Annotated in this window: 26 protein-coding genes and 1 other RNA gene (1 of these 27 only partly in view); 16 read left to right on the top strand and 11 right to left on the bottom strand. The window is 61.0% G+C overall.

What is annotated here, in order from left to right; genetic code table 11:
* On the top strand, positions 1-503 hold the 3' portion of the coding sequence (locus G8E03_RS06810; RefSeq protein WP_166190056.1) for an FkbM family methyltransferase. Its footprint begins 223 nt before the window's first position; only the last 503 of its 726 coding nucleotides appear in the window; its start codon lies off the left edge, out of view; it ends in the stop codon at positions 501-503.
* A gap of 5 nt (positions 504-508) precedes the next feature.
* Here G8E03_RS06810 and G8E03_RS06805 read toward each other — a convergent pair whose 3' ends face one another.
* Together G8E03_RS06805 and thyX are read right to left on the bottom strand one after the other, a co-directional pair.
* Positions 509-1,171: a hypothetical protein gene (locus G8E03_RS06805; RefSeq protein ID WP_240910442.1), complete on the bottom strand. Its 663-nt coding sequence runs from the start codon at positions 1,169-1,171 to the stop codon at positions 509-511.
* A gap of 116 nt (positions 1,172-1,287) precedes the next feature.
* Complete coding sequence (gene thyX / locus G8E03_RS06800; protein ID WP_166190052.1) at positions 1,288-2,196, bottom strand: FAD-dependent thymidylate synthase; 909 nt, start codon at positions 2,194-2,196, stop codon at positions 1,288-1,290.
* Between the two features lie 169 nt (positions 2,197-2,365).
* Between thyX and G8E03_RS06795 the strand changes: the two genes are divergently transcribed.
* The 6 genes from G8E03_RS06795 (at position 2,366) to G8E03_RS06770 (ending at position 5,763) form a co-directional block, all read left to right on the top strand.
* Positions 2,366-2,797, top strand: coding sequence for a VOC family protein (locus G8E03_RS06795; RefSeq protein ID WP_166190049.1), 432 nt, complete (start codon positions 2,366-2,368; stop codon positions 2,795-2,797).
* A gap of 60 nt (positions 2,798-2,857) precedes the next feature.
* Positions 2,858-3,213: a transfer-messenger RNA gene (gene ssrA, locus G8E03_RS06790) on the top strand.
* Between the two features lie 144 nt (positions 3,214-3,357).
* Positions 3,358-3,831 (top strand): SspB family protein, encoded by a 474-nt coding sequence (locus tag G8E03_RS06785; protein WP_166190047.1) that lies wholly within the window; start codon positions 3,358-3,360, stop codon positions 3,829-3,831.
* Positions 3,832-3,918: 87 nt separating this feature from the next.
* On the top strand, positions 3,919-5,310 hold the full coding sequence (gene fumC, locus G8E03_RS06780; RefSeq protein ID WP_166190045.1) for a class II fumarate hydratase: 1,392 nt from the start codon (positions 3,919-3,921) through the stop codon (positions 5,308-5,310).
* A 64-nt stretch (positions 5,311-5,374) separates the two neighbouring features.
* Positions 5,375-5,548 carry a DUF4169 family protein gene (locus G8E03_RS06775; protein WP_166190043.1) on the top strand — a complete coding sequence of 58 codons (174 nt, stop codon included), beginning with the start codon at positions 5,375-5,377 and terminating at the stop codon, positions 5,546-5,548.
* Entirely contained in the window at positions 5,545-5,763 is a 219-nt protein-coding gene (locus G8E03_RS06770) for a ribbon-helix-helix domain-containing protein (RefSeq protein ID WP_166190041.1), read from the top strand. Before G8E03_RS06775 ends, G8E03_RS06770 begins: the two co-directional genes overlap by 4 nt.
* Here G8E03_RS06770 and G8E03_RS06765 read toward each other — a convergent pair.
* From G8E03_RS06765 to G8E03_RS06755, 3 genes are all read right to left on the bottom strand, one after another.
* Positions 5,738-7,006, bottom strand: a complete 1,269-nt coding sequence (locus G8E03_RS06765) for a cytochrome P450 (RefSeq protein WP_166190038.1) — start codon at positions 7,004-7,006, stop codon at positions 5,738-5,740. The genes G8E03_RS06770 and G8E03_RS06765 overlap by 26 nt on opposite strands.
* 32 nt (positions 7,007-7,038) lie before the next feature.
* Positions 7,039-8,244 (bottom strand): alpha/beta hydrolase family protein, encoded by a 1,206-nt coding sequence (locus G8E03_RS06760; RefSeq protein ID WP_166190036.1) that lies wholly within the window; start codon positions 8,242-8,244, stop codon positions 7,039-7,041.
* 89 nt (positions 8,245-8,333) lie between these two features.
* Positions 8,334-9,092, bottom strand: a complete 759-nt coding sequence (locus G8E03_RS06755; RefSeq protein ID WP_166190034.1) for a cytochrome c biogenesis CcdA family protein — start codon at positions 9,090-9,092, stop codon at positions 8,334-8,336.
* Between the two features lie 112 nt (positions 9,093-9,204).
* Between G8E03_RS06755 and G8E03_RS06750 the strand changes: the two genes are divergently transcribed.
* From G8E03_RS06750 to G8E03_RS06715, 8 genes are all read left to right on the top strand, one after another.
* On the top strand, positions 9,205-9,432 hold the full coding sequence (locus tag G8E03_RS06750; protein WP_166190032.1) for a sulfurtransferase TusA family protein: 228 nt from the start codon (positions 9,205-9,207) through the stop codon (positions 9,430-9,432).
* 79 nt (positions 9,433-9,511) lie between these two features.
* A complete protein-coding gene (gene gatB, locus G8E03_RS06745; RefSeq protein WP_166190030.1) occupies positions 9,512-11,032 on the top strand; it encodes an Asp-tRNA(Asn)/Glu-tRNA(Gln) amidotransferase subunit GatB in 1,521 nt (506 codons plus the stop codon).
* Positions 11,032-11,421, top strand: a complete 390-nt coding sequence (locus G8E03_RS06740) for a DUF4177 domain-containing protein (protein WP_166190028.1) — start codon at positions 11,032-11,034, stop codon at positions 11,419-11,421. The genes gatB and G8E03_RS06740 overlap by 1 nt, the downstream gene beginning before the upstream one ends.
* A gap of 198 nt (positions 11,422-11,619) precedes the next feature.
* Positions 11,620-11,847, top strand: coding sequence for a hypothetical protein (locus tag G8E03_RS06735; RefSeq protein ID WP_166190026.1), 228 nt, complete (start codon positions 11,620-11,622; stop codon positions 11,845-11,847).
* Positions 11,844-12,320, top strand: a complete 477-nt coding sequence (locus G8E03_RS06730; protein ID WP_166190024.1) for a host attachment family protein — start codon at positions 11,844-11,846, stop codon at positions 12,318-12,320. The genes G8E03_RS06735 and G8E03_RS06730 overlap by 4 nt, the downstream gene beginning before the upstream one ends.
* Position 12,321: 1 nt before the next feature.
* Positions 12,322-12,837, top strand: coding sequence for a pyridoxamine 5'-phosphate oxidase family protein (locus G8E03_RS06725; protein WP_166190023.1), 516 nt, complete (start codon positions 12,322-12,324; stop codon positions 12,835-12,837).
* 143 nt (positions 12,838-12,980) lie between these two features.
* Positions 12,981-13,937, top strand: a complete 957-nt coding sequence (locus G8E03_RS06720; RefSeq protein ID WP_166190021.1) for a fatty acid desaturase family protein — start codon at positions 12,981-12,983, stop codon at positions 13,935-13,937.
* Between the two features lie 63 nt (positions 13,938-14,000).
* Positions 14,001-15,002: a fumarylacetoacetate hydrolase family protein gene (locus tag G8E03_RS06715; protein WP_166190018.1), complete on the top strand. Its 1,002-nt coding sequence runs from the start codon at positions 14,001-14,003 to the stop codon at positions 15,000-15,002.
* Positions 15,003-15,056: 54 nt separating this feature from the next.
* Here G8E03_RS06715 and G8E03_RS06710 read toward each other — a convergent pair whose 3' ends face one another.
* The 4 genes from G8E03_RS06710 to G8E03_RS17305 form a co-directional block, all read right to left on the bottom strand.
* Positions 15,057-16,136 (bottom strand): HPP family protein, encoded by a 1,080-nt coding sequence (locus G8E03_RS06710; protein WP_166190016.1) that lies wholly within the window; start codon positions 16,134-16,136, stop codon positions 15,057-15,059.
* Between the two features lie 353 nt (positions 16,137-16,489).
* Positions 16,490-16,699: a DUF6455 family protein gene (locus G8E03_RS17690; RefSeq protein ID WP_430693242.1), complete on the bottom strand. Its 210-nt coding sequence runs from the start codon at positions 16,697-16,699 to the stop codon at positions 16,490-16,492.
* A 79-nt stretch (positions 16,700-16,778) separates the two neighbouring features.
* Positions 16,779-17,039: a hypothetical protein gene (locus G8E03_RS17310; protein WP_205793294.1), complete on the bottom strand. Its 261-nt coding sequence runs from the start codon at positions 17,037-17,039 to the stop codon at positions 16,779-16,781.
* The gene (locus G8E03_RS17305; RefSeq protein ID WP_205793292.1) at positions 17,036-17,737 is read right to left on the bottom strand and encodes a VOC family protein; all 702 of its coding nucleotides are present in this window, start codon (positions 17,735-17,737) and stop codon (positions 17,036-17,038) included. Before G8E03_RS17305 ends, G8E03_RS17310 begins: the two co-directional genes overlap by 4 nt.
* Before the next feature lie 107 nt (positions 17,738-17,844).
* On the opposite strand from G8E03_RS17305, the gene G8E03_RS06700 reads away from it, so the two are divergent.
* The gene (locus G8E03_RS06700; RefSeq protein ID WP_166190014.1) at positions 17,845-18,573 is read left to right on the top strand and encodes a TetR/AcrR family transcriptional regulator; all 729 of its coding nucleotides are present in this window, start codon (positions 17,845-17,847) and stop codon (positions 18,571-18,573) included.
* Here the strand turns inward: G8E03_RS06700 and G8E03_RS06695 are convergent.
* Complete coding sequence (locus G8E03_RS06695) at positions 18,568-19,857, bottom strand: TRAP transporter large permease (protein ID WP_166190012.1); 1,290 nt, start codon at positions 19,855-19,857, stop codon at positions 18,568-18,570. The two genes, G8E03_RS06700 and G8E03_RS06695, sit on opposite strands and share 6 nt — an antisense overlap.
* On the bottom strand, positions 19,857-20,384 hold the full coding sequence (locus G8E03_RS06690) for a TRAP transporter small permease (protein WP_166190010.1): 528 nt from the start codon (positions 20,382-20,384) through the stop codon (positions 19,857-19,859). Before G8E03_RS06690 ends, G8E03_RS06695 begins: the two co-directional genes overlap by 1 nt.
* Positions 20,385-20,410 lie beyond the last annotated feature (26 nt).

The raw sequence follows: 20,410 nt of genomic DNA, 5'->3' as shown, positions 1-20,410 counted from the left end.
TCTACACGGTGCGCATCGCGATGGGGGCACCGTCCATGGAAGTTCACGCTTTCGAACCTGTCTCGACCACGAGGGCGAAGCTGGAGCGGAACCTCGCACAAAACGCATTGCAGGATCGAGTGACGGTTCACGGTGTCGCCCTGTCCAACAGGGAAGGCAGGGCCGAGATCTCGATCGACCCGACTTCCAGCGGACTGTCGACCCTTGCTCCCGATGACGAGGCGCAGCGGCATCGCGATTACAGTTATATTGAAACCGTGCCGACCGCGAGGTTGGACGATACGGTCCCCCTGCAGGATCGCCGAATTGCCATAAAGATGGATGTGGAGGGGTTCGAACTTACTGCGCTCGAAGGCATGGTTCGCACGCTCCAATCGAACGAGGCAGTCGTGCAGATAGAAACGCGTCCGGCAAATGCGGAACGCCTGGACGCGAGGATGCTCGAACTGAGCTATCGGTTCCGGGACGCGATCGGTGAGGATCGCTACTACACCAAGAGCTAGGGGCCTCAGCCTTTGCGCGTCCAAGCCTGCATCAACTGCCGGTCCAATTCGACATAGGGTGCGACCACGCCTTCGATGGATCGCGCATCCACCTTCGGCGGAACCACCCCCTTAGCCAGATTGCGACGCCCCTCGCCGTCCGTTCGATTGCGAACCTCTATCGGGCGACGGCGGGTCAGGCCGCAATCGTCGAGCACAGCGTCCACACCTGCATTCAGGTCGCTCAAATCTATAACCCGGTCCATGGCACGTAACGCGTCCAGTGCGTTGTCGACCCAGATTTTCCGTGGAACCTTGGCAGCCTCGGTCAGTTCGTGGCCAGCACCGTATTGCCGTGCGAACACGTTATCGAATGCATATCGAACCGGTTCCGAGCCGGAACTCAAAGCTTCCTCAAGCGTGTCGTAAGGAAGATGCAGCTCCAGCCGCCTGTGGCTCTGCAAAAACCGCCAGTGGGAGATGATCCGTTCAACGGGATCGCGCAACACGGTGAAGACATAGCCGTCGTCGCGCACCGCACTCCGGATCCTGGGCCCGAAATGCCCACCTACGAAACGAGCGCCACGCGCGTATTCGATCAGCTGCGGGTTGCTTAACGCATGATCGGTGAGCAGGACGGATTGGCCGAAACGCGAGCCACGAAACAGACCCTTGAAAACCGCGTTCACCGAGGATCCCCCCGATTTGGGCACATGCTGGAAAATAATCCGGCGTCGGGGCTTGGGAACGAACAGTCCGGTTATCGGTCGAGCAACACGGCGGGACAATGCTGGAACGCGCCGGCTCATCCTTTCAAAACCGCCTGAAACTCACGCCATTCCCCTGCCGACATGCCGCTGGAGGCCTGATCGACCTGTTCGCCTGCGATCATGCGGCGGATGCAGTCCACTCCCTTGCCGGAGAACTGGACGCCGCCCAGACGGTAATCCTCGAACGCGGCATAGGCATGCGGCACCCAATCCGCGACGATCTTGCAGATCGCGTCTGCATAGACCCTGATTTCATATTGCGCATGTGCATCGGCACGCAGGCGCAGGAAGTGAAACAGGTTGTGCAGGTCCACCTTCCAGTACCATTGGGTATAGATATTCGCGGGCAGGTTCATCCGCGCAAGCTCCCGCGCCAGACCGTCCTGGCCGTCCTGCTCCAGCATCTGCTGATAATGATCGTAGGCGCGGTTCGAATCCGCGCGCAGGATGTCGAGGACGCGGGCGGCTTCCTCTCCCTCCAGAACACCGCCGCGGCCCTGATTGTTGATCTTGGATTGAGCGGCCAGATTCTCCGGCGCGGGAATATAGAACTCGCGGTCCAGTATGGAGTATCGCGCCGAATATTCGTTCACGTTCGCGGTGCGGTGCCGAATCCACTGGCGGGCCACGAAAACGGGCAGCTTCACGTGCAGCTTGATCTCGCACATCTCAAAGGGCGTCGAATGCCAGTGGCGCATCAGGTAGCGGATCAGGCCGGCATCGTTCTGCACAGCCTTGGTCCCCCGTCCGTAGGAGACGCGGGCCGCCTGCACGATGGCGTTGTCGTCACCCATATAGTCGATGACGCGCACGAATCCGTGGTCCAGAACCTCATGCGCATTGTAGAGGTGCGCCTCCATGCCCGGAACCGTGGCGCGGCGCGTCGTGCGCTCTTCGCTGCGGGCCGTTTCGATTTCAGCCTGCTGATCGGGGGTGAGGGGCATTGCGGTCTCCATCCTAAGTCTCGGCGTATGTATAGCGCGCGGTGCGCACAGCGCCACCACTTCGTTAGTGGTGAACCGATGATTGGACCGCACAGCCATCACACCTATGTCTCCATCGTGCGACGGCGGGCGACATGCCCAGCCGCGTCTGTACCCAAGGAGACAGCTCATGACCCTGAAATACCTCCACACCATGGTGCGCGTCCGCGACATCGAACAAAGCAAGGCGTTCTATTGCGATCTGCTGGGACTGGAAGAGACCCGGCGCATCGAAAGCGAAGAAGGCCGGTTCTCCCTCGTCTTTCTTTCCCCTCCCGGACAGGAAAACGCGGACGTGGAACTGACATATAACTGGGATGGCGACGACGCCCTGCCCGATGACAGCCGGCATTTCGGCCATCTGGCGTACCGTGTCGGCAATATCTACGAGCTTTGCCAGAAGATGATGGACGCAGGCGTCACCATCAACCGCCCGCCGCGCGACGGCCACATGGCCTTCGTACGCTCGCCCGACAACATCTCTATCGAATTGCTGCAGGAGGGCGACCCCCTGCCCGCGCAGGAGCCTTGGGCCTCGATGGAGAACACCGGAAAGTGGTGATTGCTCAGCGCCGGGCCTGTTGCCCGGCGCCATGACATCTGTGCCGGGAAATCGCGGCGCGCTCTTGATAATCGGGTTGCCACGCTCTACTTCTAACAGTGCCTCGCTTGCGGGGATATGGCGATAAACGCGCATGTAATAAGCGGTTCGGACCCGGGGGCGGTACCCGGCGACTCCACCAATCACCCTGTCATTTGCAGGGCAGACGGGGTCGAAACAGTATCGACGGACGTCTAAAGATGTAGCCTTCGCTCGGTGAGATACCACCGTTATCGGTTCGCAAAGTATAGTTGCAAATGACAACCATGCTCCGGTCGCAGTCGCCGCGTAAGCGGTGCCTAAGATCGAAACTTAAGTCCTTGCGCCTAGCCGCGTAAGGCGGGGTTCGCAGGCACCTGGCAACAGAAGCCTGCACTTGATCCCCTCAGCTGCATCTTTGTTCGATCTGATCCCTGCTCGGTCGGATCACTCTGCGTATCCATCGGAATGTCCTGTCATACGGCCCTGTTCACCGCGACAGAATCGTCTATTGTCGAACCCGACACTGAGTGGGGGATGGAATGTCGAGCCAGATCAACTACGGACAGCTTATGCATCGTGCCCTTCAGGGGCTGTTGCGCGATGTTCTGCAACGCGTGGCCGAACACGGGCTGCCCGGGTCACATCATTTCTTCATTACCTTCGACACCACCCATCCTGGCGTCGATCTGGCCGATTGGCTGCGCGAACGCTATCCGCAGGAAATGACCATCGTCATGCAGGAATGGTTCGACAACCTGACCGTGATGGACGACCGGTTCGCGATCACCCTGAACTTCGGCAATTCCCCCGAACCGATGGTCGTGCCGTTCGACGCGGTCCAGACCTTTGTCGATCCCTCGGTCGAGTTCGGATTGCGGTTCGAGGCTCAGGACACGCCTGTGACGGATGTCGAGACAGAGGATGAGGTCGAGGACGCCCCTCAGGCCGACGAACCCACGACGGCGAAGTCTGGTGCAGAAGTCGTCAGCCTCGACAGTTTCCGCAAGAGCTAGCCCTCCCGGCGCGGCAGGCGTCGATTGCGACGCGCGTCCGGTACGGCTATGAAACGCCCAACCGACGTTCAACGAAAAGGCCCTGCCATGACCACGACCCGTACCGAAACCGACAGTTTTGGCCCTCTCGAAGTTCCTTCCGACAAGTATTGGGGCGCACAGACCCAGCGCAGTCTGATGAATTTCCCCATCGGCTGGGAAAAACAGCCCGTCGCGCTGGTCCGCGCCTTGGGCACCATCAAGCAGGCGGCCGCGCAGGCGAACATGGATCTCGGCTCGCTGGAACCGAAGATCGGAAATGCCATCGTCTCCGCCGCGTCCGAGGTGGTCGAGGGCAAACTTGACGACCATTTCCCCCTGGTCGTATGGCAGACGGGGTCCGGCACGCAGTCGAACATGAACGCCAACGAGGTGATCGCGAACCGCGCGATCGAGTTGCTGGGCGGTGAGATCGGCTCCAAATCGCCGGTTCACCCGAACGATCACTGCAACATGTCGCAAAGCTCGAACGACACATTCCCCACCGCGATGCACATCGCCGCCGCGATGACGGCCACGCAGGTGCTGATCCCCGGTCTGGAAAAGCTGCAAAAGGCGCTCGCGGCGAAGTCCGAGGCGTTCAAGGACATCATCAAGATCGGCCGCACCCATACCCAGGATGCGACCCCGATGACGCTGGGACAGGAATTTGGCGGCTACGCCTTTCAGGTCGAGCAGGGCATTCGCCGCGTGAAGCACGCGCTCGGCAATATCTATCCGTTGGCGCAGGGCGGCACGGCTGTCGGCACCGGCCTGAACACCAAGGTCGGCTTTGCCGAGAAGGTCGCGGCGAATATCGCTGAAATCTCGGGCCTGCCCTTCATCACCGCCCCCAACAAGTTCGAGGCGCTGGCCGCCCATGACGCCGTGGTCGAGATGTCGGGCGCGCTGAAGACCGTCGCCGCATCTCTGTTCAAGATCGCCAACGACATTCGCCTGCTCGGCTCCGGCCCGCGATGCGGTCTGGGCGAGTTGATGCTGCCTGAAAACGAGCCGGGCTCATCGATCATGCCGGGCAAGGTCAACCCGACTCAATGCGAGGCGCTGACGCAGGTTTGCGCGCATGTCATGGGCAACGATGCGGCGATCGGATTTGCGGGTTCGCAGGGTCATTTCGAACTGAACGTCTACAAGCCGATGATGATCTACAACCTTTTGCAGTCCATGCAGTTGCTGGGCGACGCCTCCGTCGCGTTCACCGACAATTGCGTCTCGGGGATCGAGGCGGACGAGGATCGGATCTCGAAACTGATGTGGGAGAGCCTGATGCTGGTCACCGCCCTCGCGCCCGAGATCGGCTATGACAACGCTACCAAGGTTGCCAAGACCGCACACAAGAACGGCACCACCCTGAAGGAAGAGGCAATCGCCCTCGGCTTCGTCGATGCGGAAACCTTTGATCGTGTCGTGCAGCCCAAGGATATGCTCGGCCCGAAGTGATGGATCAGCCCCCCTGCGAGCAGGGGGGCTTGCCCGCATCAAGTGAACGCGTCAAACTTACCCGATGAGCAAGATCGTCACTTTCTCCAAGGTCCGTAAGGCCAAATCCCGCGCCGAAAAGCGTGCGCAGGCCGACGCCAATTCGGTGCGCTTCGGTCGCACTAAATCCCAGCGGAAACTCGAATCGAGCCTGGCTGAGAAGGCGGAACGCGCCCTCGACCGGCATGAGCGCGAATGAGCCGTCCCACGAAACACTCCGTCACATTGCGCGGTCACCGCACGTCGATCTCGCTTGAGCCGGAATTCTGGTCCGCCTTTCGGGACATCGCCCGGCGACGGTCGCTGTCCACGAACGCGCTGGTCAGTGTGGTGGATGAGGGGCGCGACCCGGATACCGGCCTCGCCTCTGCGATCCGGGTCTACGTGCTCAAATCCGCGTTTTCCGCCGACTGAACCTGATTCTGATCCCCGATTCCGAACGAACGGTCAAATGAGCCACCGGGCGCGGCACGTCGCCTTCAACCACGTCCAGCCGCCAGTTCTGAAGGATGAGAGCGAGGAATATGATCCCCTCCGCTGTCGCGAATCCCGCGCCGGGGCAAATGCGCGGCCCTGCGGAAAACGGAAACCAGGCATGATGCGGAACGGTTCGCGACCACCGCGACGGATCGAATTCATGGGGCCGGTCCCAATGCCGTTCATGTCGTCCGCTGTGCCATGGCGACAGGATCACGGGATCACCCGGACGCACGGGCCGCCCGCGCAGGCTGTGCGCTTTACTGGCCTCACGCGGCAACATCGGAACCGGGGGGTACAGGCGCAAGGCTTCGCGCCAGACATCGCGCAGGAACGGCATCTTGGCGAATTCGGTGGGCGCGCAGGATGCGACCTCAGCCGCCGCGCGCAGCTGGTCGGCGGGCGACAGGGCCAGGCAGTACAGCGCCCAACTCAACCCGGATGCCGACGTCTCATGCCCGGCGAGCAGGAACATCACCGCCTGATCGACCAGTTCCTCGGCTGAGAAAGCGGCACCCGTCCCGCTGTCCTTCGGCCCCGACAGGCGCGACAGCAGATCATCCTCCGTACCATCGCGATCCGCGATCAGATCGGCAACCATCAGGCGCAACTGACGGGCCGCGCGGCGCCCCCGGCGACGGCGCGGAATCCATTTCGGCAGCCGCAACAGATCGACCGGAGACGCCAGCGGTTGCGCGCGCTGATAGGTCTGGAACGTGCCGAAGATCGCCCGCGCGCGCGCGTCGTCAATGGTGCGGGAGAATACGGCGCGCAAGATGACATCCGCCGTCGCCCGCGCGGTCATCGCCTCGACCTCCACGATTCCGGCCCAGATGCCTGAGAGCATGACCTGCCCTGCCGCATGGATTTGCGGCGTCATCTCGCGCACGCGGCCCCCGGAAAAGGCCGGATCGATCACCGCACGGGCCCGCGCCCACTCCGCCCCGTTGGTCACGAAAACCGCCCGTCCCAGCAGCGGCCCCAATGTGTCGGCCAGAAACGCGCTCTTAGGATAAGCCTCATGATCGTCGAGGATCTGGCGCGCAAGCGCGGGGTCGGGAACGGTGAAGCTGCGATAGAACGGGGCCTTCATCTCCGCCATTTTGGCATGGTAGAGCCGCGCGGGCTGGGACGCGAACATGTCACGACGAAAGGCGCGCCACCGGGCCAGCCGGCCCATTCCAGCCGGCCTGCTGGGCGGTATCGGCGGGATCACGGGCATGGATCGACGCCCGTATGCCCACTGACGGGCGCGGTCTTTCGGCTGGCAGTTGATCCGCGTGAACCGAACCGGGCCCGCAGGGTCATTGCCCCGGCAGTGATGCGGAAATAGTCGTATACATCCGGCCTGCCGAACGCGCACAGATACTGGACGTGTTTGCGAAAATAGCGGCGCTTGTAAGCCTTGATCTGCTCCTCCGACATCGTGCGCAGAAAGGTTGCGGAGATCACGACGGGGTTCGGGTCAGCCTCCCGTGCGACACCGGCCGTTGCGACGGGATCGACCAGAGCGAAGCACGCTCCGTCCGACGGTGCCGTCACGTCGAGCCAGTAAACATCGGACGCGCCCGCCACAGTACGCAAATCACGCCGTAGATCCCCGGCGGTCGGCAGAAAGCTGACCATCGGAATGACTTGCCCCAGGGTAAGAAGGCTGACGGCCCCCACGCCGCGCCGCTGCAATCGCGCGACCACATGCACCGCCAGCGCCGCGCCCGAGGAATGGCCCACGATCAGCACTTCATCGACGGTGCCGACCCGCTGCGCGATCAGATCGGTCCATTCCTCGACCCGGCGGGAAAGCGGTTCCGGCATCCGACCGCGCGCCCGGGCCGCGAAGGCATAATCGCTCATCAGGTAAAAGGCATAGAGGTTCTTTTGATCGTAGGATCGGGTCAGGCGTATGATCGTCAGAAACACCGCCATCCCGACCACGAAATCAATCCCCGGCGGGCTGAGCCGGCTGGCCGCCGTCCCCAGCCAGAATGCCAGATTGAAATACAGGACCAGCATGAAGATCGGATAGAGCGCGATAACCATCGGCACCGTCCGCAGCCGGATCAGACGAAACAAGGCGCCGGAGAAGATGTATATTCCGGCAGTGCGCAGCATCTGCCAATAGGCCTGCAAGGCGCTGTCGCTCATCGCATCGCGCACCAGATCATTCCAACCCAGAAAGCGGATATCCGCCTGACTTTCCACCCCACCGTCGCGCAACTCGGCTGTCCAGCCGTACACTCCGTCCCCGCGAGGTTTACCATCCACATGCAGGTCGTAGCCCGATATTCCGGCCTGCTCCGCGCCCTGACTGCGGTACAGCTCACGATATCGCCGCGCACCGATCGGATCGAAGCCGGGAATGAAGAAAACCGCCCGCCTGCGGACATTCTGCTCAGGTGGGGCGGTTGTCTGGGTCATGGGATCAGATAACGCCGTCTCGATGTACTTGGAAAGCCCGGACGCTCATTGAGCACAAACACAGTGCGCCCCGGCCCGTCGAGGCAGATTTACCCGAAGGTCGCGAGAACAGGGAACCGTTCCAGCAGCCAGAAGGACAGATCCGTGAACGCGCCGGTCAGCATCATCACGCCGACCACGATCAGCAGCACGCCCATCGCCTTCTCGATCATGCCCATATACGGGCGTATGCGCTGCATCGCGCCCATGAAACGCCGCAGGAAAATCGCCGCTGCCAGAAACGGTATGCCCAGCCCGGCAGCGTATAGCGCCATCAACGCGATTCCGCGCCCGACACTGGCCTCCTGCGCGGCAAGGCTGAGGATCGAGCCCAGAATCGGCCCGATGCACGGTGTCCAACCGAAGGCAAAGGCAAGACCAAGCACATATGCCCCCACCGCGCTGCCCCCACGGTCCCCGACATCCAGCCGCGCCTCTCGGTACAAAAGGCCGATCCGGAACACGCCCAGGAAGTGCAAGCCGAACACCGTGACGACCGCCCCGGCGACCATTGCGAATTCGCGCTGATAGACCAGCAGAGCGCGCCCGATCTGCGATGCGGCCGCCCCCATGATCAGAAAGACGGTAGACAGGCCCAGAACGAAAAACAGGGCCGCCAGTATGACGTTGCGCCGGGGCCGTGCGGACGTGTCGCTCGTCAAATCATCCATCGAGGCCCCGGCCATGTAGGCCAGGTATGGCGGCACGATCGGCAACACGCACGGGCTGAGAAAGCTCATCAGACCAGCGATCAACGCGATGACCAGAGCGCCCCCCATCGAGGCATCCAGGATTTCCAGTCCGAACATTCCGGCACTCCTATACTTCCAGCATCCCTAGCCTGATTTTTTTCCTCCGCACAAGGGATGCGCCGTCACGAAACCGTTTGCCGGTCGGCACGACACCGCGCTAACTGACCGTATGGAACAGAGACTCGACGCCACCGGCCTGTTGTGCCCCCTGCCCGTTCTGCGCACCAGAAAGCGACTTCGGTCCCTGCAAGTCGGGGAGGTCCTGCATGTCAGGACCGACGATCCAGCTGCGGTCGTGGACATGCCCCATTTTTGTGCCGAGCAAGGCCACGTGCTGCATGACGCCGGGGCCGACGGTGCGGCGCATCTGTGGCGGATCGTCAAGGGCGGCGGCTAAGGGTCAAGCGGCGCTCTTGCCGCTCTGGCCAGCGCGGCGTAGAACCGCCACGACACTGCGAGACGCGGAGAGCCTTGAGATGAGCGAACTGAGCTATACTGAGCCGAAACCAAAGGTCTATGCCGGGGCCACCGGCGATTGGGAACTGGTCATCGGGCTGGAGGTTCACGCCCAGGTCGCGTCCAAGGCCAAGCTGTTTTCCGGCGCCTCTACCTCCTTCGGGGCGGAGCCGAACTCCAACGTGGCGCTGGTGGATGCGGGTCTGCCCGGCATGTTGCCGGTCATCAACCAGTTCTGCATCGAACAGGCCATCCGTACCGGGCTGGGGCTGAAGGCGCAGATCAATCTGGAAAGCGCCTTCGACCGCAAGAACTACTTCTATCCCGATCTGCCGCAGGGCTATCAGATCAGCCAGCTATACCACCCCATCGTGGGTGAGGGCGAAATTCTGGTCGATATGGCGCCGGGTGTCGGGCGCAAGGTGCGGGTGGAGCGGATCCATCTGGAACAGGATGCGGGCAAGTCGATCCACGACATGGATCCGACGATGTCCTTCGTCGATCTGAACCGCACAGGCGTCGCCCTGATGGAGATCGTGTCCAAGCCCGACATTCGCGGACCCGAGGAAGCAGCCGAATACGTGCGCAAACTGCGCCAGATCCTTCGCTATCTGGGAACCTGCGACGGCAACATGCAGAACGGAAACATGCGCGCGGATGTCAACGTCTCCGTCTGTCGTCCGGGCCAGTACGAGAAATATCAGGAGACGCAGGATTTCAGCCATCTGGGAACGCGCTGCGAGTTGAAGAACATGAACTCCATGCGTTTCATTCAGCAGGCCATTGATTTCGAAGCCAAGCGCCAGATCGCGATTCTGGAGGATGGCGGCTCCATCGATCAGGAAACCCGCCTCTACGATCCGACCAAGGGTGAGACACGCTCGATGCGGTCCAAGGAGGAGGCGCACGATTACCGCTACTTCCCCGACCCCGACCTGCTGCCGCTGGTCGTGACGCAAAAACTGGTGGACGACATCGCCGCCGCTCAACCCGAATTGCCGGATGAGAAGCGCGCCCGCTTCGTCCTGTCCTTCGGCATGACGGAATACGATGCCAGTGTCCTGACGGCGGAGGTCGAGAGCGCCGATTATTTCGAAGCGGTGGCCGATAGGCGCGACGGAAAGATGGCCGCGAACTGGGTCATCAACGAGTTGTTCGGCCGCCTCAACAAGGAAGGCCTGTCCCTGTCGGACAGCCCGGTCGGAGCCACGCAGCTTGGCGGCATCATCGACATGATCGCGAATGGCGATATCTCGGGCAAGATCGCCAAGGACGTGTTCGAAATCGTCTGGAACGAGGGCGGCGACCCCGCCGAGATCGTCGAATCGCGCGGCATGAAACAGGTCACGGATACCGGCGCCATCGAATCCGCCGTGGATGAGGTCATCGCGGCAAACCCGGCACAGGTGGAAAAGGCCAAGGCGAATCCTAAACTTGCAGGATGGTTCGTCGGTCAGGTCATGAAATCCACCGGCGGAAAGGCAAACCCGCAGGCCGTACAGGCCATCGTGCGGGCCAAACTGGGGTTGGAGGACGACTGATGGGCGATATGGAATACAAGACGGTTCCACTGCCGGCCGAGCCGCGCAAGTTCAAGGGCCTGAAAAATCCCGTAGATCGTGCGAGCCGGACGATGACCGAGATCCTCAACGAGGAATCCAGGGGCGGCTGGTCCTTCGTCCGGGCAGAACGGATCGAGCTGGAGATGCGCACCGGCTTGTTGCGCCGTCATGATGAGGTTGACGTCACGCTGCTGATCTTTAGCCGTGAAACCACCGAAAGCGGGCGGGCGGGATCGGCACAGCGGATCGAACCTCGATCCGTGCGCTCCCCCCAGCCCGCGTCCGACCGCATGGAACGACCGATACCGCCATCCGCAACAGGGCACCTCGACGCGGTGCCGAGAGACCCCGAACGCACCGCGGACTGATCGCGGCCATATCTGATTTGTGACCATATCTGATCCGTGACCATATCTGATTTGTGACAGGCCCCGCATTCATGTCGGGGCCTGTTTCACATGGACCGGTTCCTGGCATCAGGACCGTCGCAAGTCGCCGCAGGACGGAACCCTGCAGCGGTCCCCCGTGTTTATTCTTCATTGAGATATAATTCATTGGAGGTAGCCATGGCTGAGAAAACACCCCCCGAAGCACCTGAAAGCAAAGGCGAACGTGAACGCCGGCGTGAGCTTGAAACGGAAATGGGCGCCGAAGGCACGATCAGTCAGGGTGGCCGCGAGGGCGGACGCCTCGCCCGCAAGATCGGCACCAAGGACGAATTGAAGCGCGCGCAGGAGCGCCCCGCCGGTGTCACCCGCGTCACGAAATCGGATGAGCAGGAGGACGACGAATGAAGGATCTTCAACTCAAGCCCCAAACCTGGGTCGTGATCGCAGACGGTGAAAAGGCCCTGTTCATGGTCAACAAGGGCGACGCGGAATATCCCAATCTGCACGTGTTCCGTGAGGAGGAGCAGGACAATCCGCCGAACCGTGAGCAGGCCGCGAACCGGCCCGGACGGTTCAACGACGGAACCGGCCCCCAACGCTCCGCCGTGGATGATACCGACTGGCATCAGCTTGCCAAGGATCGGTTTGCCAAGGACTTGGCCGAGATCCTCTACAAGCGGGCACATGCCAACAAGTTTGAGGCGCTGGTCCTGGCCGCTGACCCCTCCACCTTGGGCGAACTGCGCAAGGAATTGCATCAAAGCGTCACCGAGCGGATCGTTGCGGAGCTGGACAAGGATCTGACAAAACACCCGATTGACGAGATTGAGAAGATGCTCTCTTGGAGCCGACCGGACAATTTCGACAAGGATCTTTGATATGAGCGATACGAGACAGGCGAGCACCGAACCTGAAGCCCAACTCTGGGAGCAGTTAGACGGGCACACCGCCGGGATGCTGGGCGTGTCCGGTTCCGGCCAGCACATGCAGCCGATGGTGCACATGTCGGCCCCGGATGAGAAGGCGCTGTATTTCTTTACCAGCAAGAGCAGCGATCTGGTGAAAACGCTCAAACCCGGTGCGATCGCGCACTATACCTATGTTGCGAAGGATCACGATTATTACGCCTGCATGAAGGGCAATCTGACAATCTCCAACGATCCGGAAAAGAAGGATGAGTACTGGTCGCCAATTGTGGGCGCATGGTTCGAGGGCGGCAAGACAGATCCCGATCTGGCGCTGTTGCGCCTCGATCTGGAGGATGCTGCGATCTGGGCCTCCACCGATTCTTCGCTGAAATTCGGATGGGAGATGGCAAAGGCCAATCTGGCATCCGACACGCAGCCGGACGTTGGCGTCAGCAATCACATCTGGTTCCGCAAACGCCCGACCTGATCTGAGCTAAGCGAACAATACGAAAATACGTCCTTCAGGTCCGCTTCGGCGGGCCTGTCGTGTTTTGGCCGACAAAAGTGGCGCCGCGTCGTCTTTGACTCAATCCGCATTCAGCATGAAGATCGAAAGCGGGAGGATCGGTCATGCAATACGCGAAACAGTTTCTGTCTTCTGAGGACATCCGCGCGCTTTCGAAGCGTTCGGATTGGATGGGTGCGTGGATGCTGCTCCACTGCTGGGGCATCATCTTCGGCGCGCTGGCGCTTTTTGGCATCTGGCCGAATCCTCTGACGTTCATACTGGCCGTTATGCTGATCGGCTCACGCCAGTTGGGCCTCGCCATTTTGATGCATGAAGCGGCGCATTCCGCCTTGTTCAAGAGCAGGCGGCTCAACGAGTTTGCCGGTATCTGGCTGTGCGGCCATCCGATCCTAGCCGATATGCCAGCATACAGGCACTATCACCTGGCCCACCACCGCTATACCCAGACAGAGCGCGATCCCGATCTGGCGCTGTCACTTCCCTTTCCGACCACCCGCGCCAGCCTCATTCGAAAGTTCCTGCGCGATCTTACCGGACAAACCGGCGTCAAGCAGCTGGTCGGCCAGATCGTGCTGTGGTTCCGCATGGCCGGCGATCACGACGCGGTCGAGGAAGCCGAGGCGAAGGAAAAGATGGCGCAGGCGTTCAAGGGGCTCGATTTCGGCACGTCACTTGGGGTCAACGCCGTGATCATCATCGCCTTCGGTCTGATCGGGGACTGGTGGTGGGGGCTGGCGTTCTGGCTGTTGCCCCTGCTGACGTGGTTCCAGCTCGTCCTGCGGATCCGCAACATTGCGGAGCATGGAGCCGTCGAGCATTCCGAGAATCCCCTGCAAAACGTCCGCACCACTGCGGCCGGGCCGTTGTGGCGGCTGTTTGTCGCGCCCTACTGGGTCAACTACCATCTGGAACATCATCTGGTGATGCACCTTCCCGCCCGAAATCTGCCAAAGCTGCACCGTTTGATGATCGAACGGGGCCACGGGGCGGCCATGCGACTGTCATCATCTTACTGGAGCGTCCTGGGTGACGTGGGCTGGCGACGCAAGGTCCGCTAACAGCAATCGACGCCACCAGTTTGCTCGGCTAGGCTGAGCTCATCACAGCGGAAAGGCGTACCGATGAAACTTGCCACTCTGGACGACGACAGCCGCGATGGCCGACTGGTCGTCGTTTCGAACGACCTGACACGCTGCACCGATGCACGTCGCATCGCGCCCACCTTGCAGGCCGCATTAGACGATTGGTCCAGATTGAGGCCAGAACTGGCCGCGCTTGCCCGCGCGCTTGAAAGCGGCTCCGTTCCCATCGAGCGGTTTCATGAGCGCAACGCCCTCTCCCCCCTTCCCCGGGCTTACGAGTTCCTCGACGGGTCCGCCTATATCAATCATGTGGAGTTGGTGCGGAAAGCACGCGGCGCGCAGATGCCGCCCTCCTTCCACACGGATCCGCTGATGTATCAAGGAACCGCCAGCGGCTTTCTGCCGCCACGTGGTGCAATCGCGTCGCATTCCGATTGGGGCACCGATTTCGAGGGGGAGATCGCCGTCATCACGGACGACGTTCCGATGGGAACCGATGCAGAGACTGCGCGCGATCTGGTCGCGCTGGTCATTTTGCTCAACGACATCTCACTGCGCAGCCTGATCCAGCCTGAATTGACGAAAGGATTCGGGTTCGTGCAATCGAAACCCGCCAGCGCCTGTTCCCCCGTCGCAGTTACGCCCGATGCCCTGATAGGCTGGGCCGAGGGAAAGCTGACCGGCATTCTGGAGGTCGATCTGAACGGCGTTCCGTTCGGGCGCGTTCGTTCAGGCGACGACATGACGTTCGATTTCGGTGAATTGATCGCCCATGCCGCCAAGACCCGGCATCTGGTGGCCGGTACGATCATCGGTTCGGGCACGGTCTCCAACAAGCTCGACGACGGCCCCATGACCACTGTGGGAGAGGGCGGCGCCGGATATTCCTGCATAGCGGAATTGCGCATGATCGAAACCATCGCAGAGGGCACGGCGTACACTCCTTGGCTGGGTGAGGACGATGTCGTGCGGATGGATATGAAAGACGAACAGGGGCACTCGATCTTCGGTGCGATCGAGCAGACGGTCGTCGAAACCTGATATCGTATTGGACCTTTCGGCCCCCGACCGGCCCTGTCCCGACCGCCGGGCAGGTTATGCGCCGCTCCGCTCCTCACCTCCGCGCAGCAGAAGGCGCATGATGTCGGAGCGGGTAAGAATGCCTACAAGCCGCCCCTCGCGGATCACGGGAACCACTTCACTGCCCTGCGTGGCCAACCGATTGAGCAAGACGCCAACGGGCAGGTCATGCGGCGCGGTCCCCCCGGCGGGGCGCATGACGCTCGACACACCACGGCGCAGAAGGCGCGACTTCGACGCCACCGCGTTCAGCAAATCCGCCTGAAGAACGATGCCTCGCAACGTCATGTACCCATCCACGACCGGCAGGCTCTTGATGGCGTGACGGCGGAACAAACGCGATGCTTCGGACAGCGGCGTATCGGGGCCCACTGTGACCAGATCGCTGGTCATGACATCCGCACAGGTCGTTCCCTCGAACCGATGACGGGCCGCTTCCGCCTCGGCTGCGGCGAACAACCGGCCCAGATCAGCGACACCAAGGTTCGTGGATTGATTGAAACGATCGAGCAATGCGCGCAACTGCTCGCTCGACAGCCCCAGCCGCAGCGCAGAATCGCCCGTGGTATCACTGGCGGACTGACGGAACGGATAAACGCGCCCCGTTGCTCTGTTGTAGACAATGGCGACCAGGACCAGCCCCGTCGTGGTCAGGCCGACCGGCATCAGCGCGAAGAGCGGCCCCGCCTCCAACGCAGGTGCGGGATCGAGGGCGGCCAGCAGCGCCACGGCCCCGCCCGGCGGGTGCAGCGCCCGGACGAACATCATCGCCGTGATCGCCACACCAACGGCCACGGCGGTCGAGAATGGCGCGGGGATGATCTGAACCGTCACAAGCGCGGCGAGTGCGGCTGTCACGTTGCCGACGATGGCCGACCATGGCTGCGCAAGAGGTGAGTTCGGAACGCAGAACACCAACACTGCCGTCGCACCCAGGGGGGCAATCATGTAAAGTCCGGATACTCCGAACGACACGCCGAGGTGCACGCCCAGGACGCACAGCCCGATCCCGAGGAGCGCGCCGATTCCGGCTCGCAACTGTTCCAGCCCGTGAAACGCCGGCAGCGCCGGATAGAAATGGTGCCATGCCCGCATATGTACCCTCCTCCGGAAACGCCGGGATGTCGCGCAACTGCCGTGTGCTATGCCTTGGAATCAGCTGGCAGTAAAACGGTCGCGGCAGAACAAAGGAGATTATTCTCATCTCTTTCTGGTTCGGGGAATGAAGGTGTCCCGCGTGGTCCAGGGACAGTCTTTAAGACTAGGCGAAACTGTCCGTCACGGCGCGCAAATATCTCCAGCCGAGCTGGACGACTCGGGCGAGACTCGGTGCAAATCGGAGGTGCTCGAACGGGCCCACGAATTAGAGCAGGTCCCGCGCGATCAGCTTGCATATCACAGCGGATAACTAAGAGCGCTACCGCCTTAGCTGCGAACTCGGCGGGCGGTCAGCCTTCCCGAACGGTTCTGATAAGGTCCTTGTTGAGGCAGTAGTCCGGCGGGGACCCGACATGTGAGCCTGCATTTTCAGCGAGCCATCCCTGACAGTCGTCGGCGTTCAAACAACGTCCACAGCGCAGCATCGCAGTTCGCATTCTGCTGGCGCCGTTCGCGTGACCAACCAGTTCGGCCTCAATGTCGATCCCGGAGGTTTCCATCATTTGCACGACGAGCTTCTCGTCATGGTTCTTCTTGCGACATATGGACATTGGATTATTCCTTTCGCAATTGTGCGGGTTAAAGAGGTTTGTTGGTTCCCACCAATCGAACCTCATCTCGACCCCAATCCGCAATCTCGCCATCCAGACCGCCGGTGAAGATACCATACCATACGGCTGGCTTCATCTTCATGGCCTTGCGGCTGAAAGAGAGCTGGGTGGGGGCTTCGATTGTCCAGTAGCCCTTGGTTGGCCCACTGATCTTGACCCCCTCGACATCGCGTGTCGTTTCCACCATCGGGCGAAACTCCGGCACATCCAGTACGAATACCGCGATCATGTGTCGGACTCCTGATACGCGCGGACATAGGCGGCCTTGCGACGCCAGACTGTGTCGATGTCGGCAAGCAGTTGCCCTTCGTCACGGGCTTCGCGCTCCACTTCCATGGCAGCCTTGAGGGTTAGCATCGCGTCAACTTCGTCGATCTTTTCGGTTTCGCGCAGACGGCGCGTGATCTCGACAGGATAGCCGTTGGGATCGAGGAAATAGATCGATTCAAGGATCTCATGCTTGGTGTAGGGGGACACCTTCACCCCCCGTTCGGTTAGGGCTTCCTTCCACGCAATCAGTTCTTCCTCCGTATCGACAGCCCAGGCGGTGTGGGTGGCGAAGTAGAAATGATGTTCCTCAGGGATATAACGTTCCGGCTGCTCGCTGCCGATATAGTAGAAAAATGCGATGGTCGCGTCTTTTCCCGCATCGAAAAAGAAGTGCAGGAAATCGTGGTGACCGGGAGGGCCCCAGCCACGGGCGCTGATCGCGTGGACCAGCGGCAGGCCCAGCACATCGCGATAGAACTCGACTGTCTCATTCAGCTTCCACGTCGGTCGCGCGGTGTGATCGACACCCGAAAGCGTGAGAGAGTCCGGCCCATCGACCTTCTTCATTGCGGATACATCGCTCGACGCGATGCCCATCGCGCTGTTGAAGGTCACCGCCGATGAGGCATCTTCGCGTTTGCCAAGTTTTTCGCTCATGTTCGCATCCTCCCGATTTCATTCTTGAACATGTAGCGTTTTATTGAGATACTATCAATAACTATTTTCTCTGGCCCGGAAAGAACATTCATGCCATCGGTACCGCCATGACTGAGCAAGTGAAATCCAAGCGCCGCAGCCGGGGACGCCCCCGTTCCACAGGGGATGATGACAACGGAATAGTCACGCGCGAGGCGATCATTGATCTTGCCTATGCCGAGGCCCGGACCACCCCATTGTCCTCCATCTCGTTTGTTCAGCTGGCCAAGTCGCTGGGCGTGGTGCCCGGATCGCTGCACTATCACATCGGCACCAAGGATGACCTGAACTCCGCCATTCTGAACCGCTTCTACAAGGGTTTGCTGAACAGGATGGTTGCCGAGATCTCCGATGGATCATGGCGCGACAGAATTTCCAGCGCCGGCTGGATTCTGCTGGAAAGCTGGAGAGAGCACAGAGGTGCTGCCGAGCATATTCAGACGCGCGCGAAATATCGTGTCTTTCAAAAGGTCAAGGAAGGGGAGCGGGATTACGGCGCCCTGTTTCTGGACCACGTTTTCACCTTGTTCAGGGAGGCGGGATTTACCGCCCATCAAACCGCCCTTTATTATCACACGCTGGCGCTGCACTGCCTCGCCTCGGCCAATAGCGACAACCGACGGCTGGAGCCGGCGGAGCACGGAACGTTCCTGAAAGAACGCGCCGCTACCAGCGACGCAGACAGCTTTCCAGGGCTGGGCTACGCGCTGAACGACTTCGCGGATATTCGCGCGGACGAAGCGTTCAGGTTGGGGCTTGAGGCACTGCTCGACCGCTTCGCCGCCGAGAGGTCATAGCTGCGAAGGCAGCCATGTCGCCAGCCCAGGAACAGCCCAGACGAGCACGAGTGTCAGCAGGATCAGACCGATAAAGGGCCACGACGCCCCGTAGATGTCGCGCAGACTGACCTCACGCGGGCTTGCCGAACCCAGCGCAAACAAGGCGTAGCCAAATGGCGGCGTGATCGCGCCCAGCGTCAGGTTCAGCAGGAAAAGTGTCCAGAACACCAGTGGATCGAAACCGAAGGTATCCAGCAACGGCGTGTAGATCGGAATCAGGATCAGCAGCAGCGCGATCTGGTCCAGAAACATGCACAACACGAAAGGGATGATCATAAGTAGGATCAGAACCATTACCGTCGGCATATCCAGCGCGGTCAGGAACGCCACCAGATCGCGCGTCAGCCCCGAAAATGCCAGAAGCTGTGTCAGAACCTTTGAGGCGGCCATGATCAGCAAAATCATTGCCGACATGAGGATGGCCCCCTTGAGCGAGTTCAGGATCATCCGCACTGACAACTTGCCATAGATCGCGGCAACCGCCAGCGCACCGAACACCCCGCAGGCTGCCGCCTCGTTCGGCGTGGCGATGCCCAACAGGATCAACCCCAGCACCGCGAAAATGACGATCGAGAATGGAAGCAACGATATCACGGCCTTCCACATCGGTCCGCGCAGTTTGCCCGGGCTGGACGTCATGTCACGGGACGGATCGCGCCACAGCAGAAATTGCACATAGGCAAAAAACAACAGACCTGCCACCAGCCCGGGCAGCACACCGGCTGCCAGCAAGGCCGAGATCGAAGTGCCCGAGAGCATGCCGATCAGAACGATGAGAAAACTTGGCGGGATGATCGGCGCAAGGCACGCCCCGCCCAGGACCAGGCCCGCGAGCAGGCGTTTGTCCCCGCCACGCTCCATCGCCTCGGACATGACCGTCTTGCCCAGCATTGCGGCAACCGCGACGGCAGATCCGGACAGCGCCCCCAACAGGACGGAGATCAGCACGACGATGACATATTGACGCCCGCGGATGCGCCCTACGATGTCGTCAACCGCATCGAACAGGATGGTTATACAGCCTGAGCGGAACAGCAGCTCCCCCAGCAGAATGAAGAGCGGCACTGTAACCAGTTCCGACGTCATCGACGTATCCAGAATGCTGGCGGCAAAGATCGACAATCCTTGCGGCCCCATCAGGCCCAGCGCGGCGATGATGTTGAAGCCGAAAAAGGCGGCGAAGACCGGGACGCCAATGATGAACAATAGCGCCAATGCGCCGAAACCGATTGCGATGGGCATCAGTTGGCTTCCCTGCTTATGTGAAGGTCACTAAATTTCTCTTTGCCCAGAAAGGCCGTGAGCGCAGTCCGAAGAAAGTGAACAGCTGACGACCCGAACCCGTAGGTGATGAACGACAACAGCCACCAGCGGGGGATCGGGTATCCCGCAGCCGTTCCGGTGCCTGAGCGGAAGGCGGCCAGCAGGCTGTCAGTCACGATCCATGTCATCGTCGCCAGAACGATGAAAGTCATTGCGGCAGCGATTCCGGTCAGAAACCGAACCACCGTTCGAGATGTCGCGGCGGCGGCTATGAAATCCATCGCCACGTGTTGTCCGTGTTTGGTGACAGCCGGTGCGGTGATGAATATGGAGGCCGCGAGGGTGTATCCCGTCCAGTCAGGCACCCAGCCAAGCGGTGTCGACAGCAAATAGCGCGACATCGTTCCCGCGAATGAGAGCGTGGCAAGCGCGGCAAGCGCCATCATGCCCAGCCATAGGCCCAGTTCGCTCAGATGATCGTGAAACAGGCCTAGGGATCGCAGCATGACGGTAGCTCCAATGACTGGGGATT

The sequence above is a fragment of the Pontivivens nitratireducens genome (genome assembly GCF_011290545.1).
Lineage (GTDB): Bacteria > Pseudomonadota > Alphaproteobacteria > Rhodobacterales > Rhodobacteraceae > Pontivivens > Pontivivens nitratireducens.
This window is presented reverse-complemented; position numbering and strand designations above follow the sequence as displayed.

Coding starts and splice junctions, on each gene's coding strand:
- G8E03_RS06770 (WP_166190041.1), top strand. CDS start 5,545: ATGAGCCGTCCCACGAAACACTCCGTCACATTGCGCGGTCACCGCACG.
- G8E03_RS06755 (WP_166190034.1), bottom strand. CDS start 9,092: ATGTTCGGACTGGAAATCCTGGATGCCTCGATGGGGGGCGCTCTGGTC.
- fumC (WP_166190045.1), top strand. CDS start 3,919: ATGACCACGACCCGTACCGAAACCGACAGTTTTGGCCCTCTCGAAGTT.
- gatB (WP_166190030.1), top strand. CDS start 9,512: ATGAGCGAACTGAGCTATACTGAGCCGAAACCAAAGGTCTATGCCGGG.
- G8E03_RS06715 (WP_166190018.1), top strand. CDS start 14,001: ATGAAACTTGCCACTCTGGACGACGACAGCCGCGATGGCCGACTGGTC.
- G8E03_RS06785 (WP_166190047.1), top strand. CDS start 3,358: ATGTCGAGCCAGATCAACTACGGACAGCTTATGCATCGTGCCCTTCAG.
- G8E03_RS06720 (WP_166190021.1), top strand. CDS start 12,981: ATGCAATACGCGAAACAGTTTCTGTCTTCTGAGGACATCCGCGCGCTT.
- G8E03_RS06700 (WP_166190014.1), top strand. CDS start 17,845: ATGACTGAGCAAGTGAAATCCAAGCGCCGCAGCCGGGGACGCCCCCGT.
- G8E03_RS06795 (WP_166190049.1), top strand. CDS start 2,366: ATGACCCTGAAATACCTCCACACCATGGTGCGCGTCCGCGACATCGAA.
- G8E03_RS06775 (WP_166190043.1), top strand. CDS start 5,375: ATGAGCAAGATCGTCACTTTCTCCAAGGTCCGTAAGGCCAAATCCCGC.
- G8E03_RS06690 (WP_166190010.1), bottom strand. CDS start 20,384: ATGCTGCGATCCCTAGGCCTGTTTCACGATCATCTGAGCGAACTGGGC.
- G8E03_RS06695 (WP_166190012.1), bottom strand. CDS start 19,857: ATGCCCATCGCAATCGGTTTCGGCGCATTGGCGCTATTGTTCATCATT.
- G8E03_RS06740 (WP_166190028.1), top strand. CDS start 11,032: ATGGGCGATATGGAATACAAGACGGTTCCACTGCCGGCCGAGCCGCGC.
- G8E03_RS06710 (WP_166190016.1), bottom strand. CDS start 16,136: ATGCGGGCATGGCACCATTTCTATCCGGCGCTGCCGGCGTTTCACGGG.
- G8E03_RS06735 (WP_166190026.1), top strand. CDS start 11,620: ATGGCTGAGAAAACACCCCCCGAAGCACCTGAAAGCAAAGGCGAACGT.
- thyX (WP_166190052.1), bottom strand. CDS start 2,196: ATGCCCCTCACCCCCGATCAGCAGGCTGAAATCGAAACGGCCCGCAGC.
- G8E03_RS17690 (WP_430693242.1), bottom strand. CDS start 16,699: ATGGAAACCTCCGGGATCGACATTGAGGCCGAACTGGTTGGTCACGCG.
- G8E03_RS06725 (WP_166190023.1), top strand. CDS start 12,322: ATGAGCGATACGAGACAGGCGAGCACCGAACCTGAAGCCCAACTCTGG.
- G8E03_RS06730 (WP_166190024.1), top strand. CDS start 11,844: ATGAAGGATCTTCAACTCAAGCCCCAAACCTGGGTCGTGATCGCAGAC.
- G8E03_RS06750 (WP_166190032.1), top strand. CDS start 9,205: ATGGAACAGAGACTCGACGCCACCGGCCTGTTGTGCCCCCTGCCCGTT.
- G8E03_RS17310 (WP_205793294.1), bottom strand. CDS start 17,039: ATGATCGCGGTATTCGTACTGGATGTGCCGGAGTTTCGCCCGATGGTG.
- G8E03_RS17305 (WP_205793292.1), bottom strand. CDS start 17,737: ATGAGCGAAAAACTTGGCAAACGCGAAGATGCCTCATCGGCGGTGACC.
- G8E03_RS06765 (WP_166190038.1), bottom strand. CDS start 7,006: ATGGGCCGGCTGGCCCGGTGGCGCGCCTTTCGTCGTGACATGTTCGCG.
- G8E03_RS06760 (WP_166190036.1), bottom strand. CDS start 8,244: ATGACCCAGACAACCGCCCCACCTGAGCAGAATGTCCGCAGGCGGGCG.